The sequence below is a fragment of the Sinomonas sp. G460-2 genome, from assembly GCF_047759905.1.
Classification (GTDB): domain Bacteria; phylum Actinomycetota; class Actinomycetes; order Actinomycetales; family Micrococcaceae; genus Sinomonas.
This window is the reverse complement of sequence record NZ_JBKZWT010000478.1, coordinates 1-1,974: the sequence shown is the minus strand read 5'-3', so window position 1 is coordinate 1,974 and position 1,974 is coordinate 1. Positions and strand designations below refer to the sequence as shown.

General features: G+C 70.0%; 3 protein-coding genes. 1 reads left to right on the top strand and 2 read right to left on the bottom strand.

The window, feature by feature from the left end; all coding sequences use genetic code 11:
* A partial coding sequence (locus ACLN58_RS21640) for an FAD:protein FMN transferase (protein ID WP_415857274.1) occupies positions 1–639 on the bottom strand: 639 nt, incomplete at its 3' end.
* A gap of 8 nt (positions 640–647) precedes the next feature.
* Entirely contained in the window at positions 648–1,160 is a 513-nt protein-coding gene (locus ACLN58_RS21635; protein WP_415857273.1) for an FMN-binding protein, read from the bottom strand.
* 223 nt (positions 1,161–1,383) lie between these two features.
* Between ACLN58_RS21635 and ACLN58_RS21630 the strand changes: the two genes are divergently transcribed.
* A partial coding sequence (locus ACLN58_RS21630; RefSeq protein ID WP_415857272.1) for a CynX/NimT family MFS transporter occupies positions 1,384–1,974 on the top strand: 591 nt, incomplete at its 3' end.

Genomic DNA, 1,974 nt, shown 5'->3' with positions numbered 1-1,974 from the left:
GAATCCGTCGCCCCACGCCCGGCGATTGCCCGCCGACGCGCACAGGGCCATGTCCTGGAAGTCGACGAGGCCGATCGCCTCGTCGGCGTTGTACGGGTGCTCGAGCGCCGCCCGGACCGGCTCGGCCCCCGCGTGCAGGACGTCGCCGCTCCCGTCGATAACGAACTCGCGGTGCCCCGCCTCAGCGAGGATCTCCCCGAAGCGATCCACGAGGAGCCCCTTCCCGGCGGCGCCGATGTCGAGGACGGCCGGGTACGTCAGGACGACGGCGGTGCCCTCCCACACGTGGTCGCCGTCCCACAGCGGGGCTGGCTCGGGCGGTCCCGACGGGACGAGCTCATAGCCCGGCCCGTAGCCGATGCGTTCGAGGCTCGAGCCGATCCACGGATTCATGGCGCCTCGGGTCACACGGTAGAGGCGCGCATACAGCTCCGAGAGCTTCGCGCTCTCGGCCGGGAGGTCCCACGTGCCCGTCCCGGCGCGCATCTGCGCGACGAGCGAGTCCGGCCGGAAGCGCGACCAGACCCAGTCGAAGCGCTCGGCCTCGCGCAGCAGCGTCCATTCGAGGGCATCGCCGAGCGGCCGGTTCGTACCAATCCCGAACAGGGTCCCGATCGCCTCGAACGTGAACGACTCCATGGGCGGTCCTAGGAGGCTTCGCCCTTGATGATCGAGACGGCGTCGTTGAAGCCCTGGCCCGTGAGCGAGGAGCCGGAGACGACACCGACGTTGAGATCGTCGAGCTTCTTGCCGACCACCACATCCTTGATGCCCGAGGCGAAGTGCTTCTGGTAGATCGCCGTGTTCGCGCTTGTGGGGTGCTGGGTGATCTGCACGTCCTTGACGACCCCGGACGCGAGCGTGAGCGTGACGCCGACCGTCTCGGGCCCGTTGGGGGACGTGTAGCGTCCGTCCGCGCTGTACGTGCCGTCCCTGTAGATGTGGGCGCTCGAGCCGACGGAACCCGCGGAGGTGGGGGCCGCCGTCGTCGGCGCTGAGGGCGCGCTGTTCCCCGCTTGCGCCGGGCCGGGCGCCGCAGCGTTCGACGGCGCGCACCCCGCCACGGCGCCGACGAGCGATGCCCCCGCCAGCGCGGTGAAGGCGACTTTGCGCGTGACGCGCGAGTTCGGTGCGGTGGTGGGCACGGGGGAGTCAAGCATGTGGCGGCTTCCTGCGGTCGGCGGTCCCTGGACGGCGGGGACGGTTGTCCATTAAACGTAGCCGGGGCCGGACTCGTTCAACGACGCGGGGGCTGTGCGCTGGCTGTGAGAGCCGGCCAGCTGTGGTTCCGCGGGTTGGTCAGGGCCCGGTCGTGGCCGGAATCACGGCCTTTCGCCGCCCAGAGCAATGTTTGGTATCCCGGGACTGCTGTAGCGTTTTAGGGTGAGCGAAGCGGAACCCCAGGCGATAGCCCAGGCCGGCACGAGAGCCGGCCAGTCCACCGTGCGTGGCGGGCTCCTCGCCGCGGCAGGGATCCTGATCGTCGCGTTCACGCTTCGAACAGCGGTGACGAGCGTGCCGCCGCTCACAGGCGAGATCTCGAAGGAGCTGTTCCTCCCGTCGTGGCTCGTCGGCATCCTCGGCATGCTGCCCACGGCGCTGTTCGGGATCGCCGGCCTCGTGACGCCGCTCTTCATGCGGAGGCGGAGCGTCGAAGCCATTGCCGTCATAGCGATGGCTGCCGCCGCGCTGGGCCAGATCGTCCGCGCGTTCGCGCCCGACACCGTGACGTTCCTCGCGGCCTCGGCCGTCGCGCTTGCCGGGATGGGCGCGGGAAACGTCGTGCTGCCACCCATGGTCAAGAAGTACTTCCCGCAGAAGATCGGCATCCTGACCGCGCTCTACGTGATGATCATCAGCCTCGGGACCACAGTCCCGCCGCTGCTCGCGGTCCCCGTAGCCGGCGCCGTCGGGTGGCGCGGGTCGATCGGATGGTGGGCGGCGATCAACGTTATCGCGATCCTGCCGTGGCTG

Coding starts and splice junctions, on each gene's coding strand:
- ACLN58_RS21635 (WP_415857273.1), bottom strand. CDS start 1,160: ATGCTTGACTCCCCCGTGCCCACCACCGCACCGAACTCGCGCGTCACG.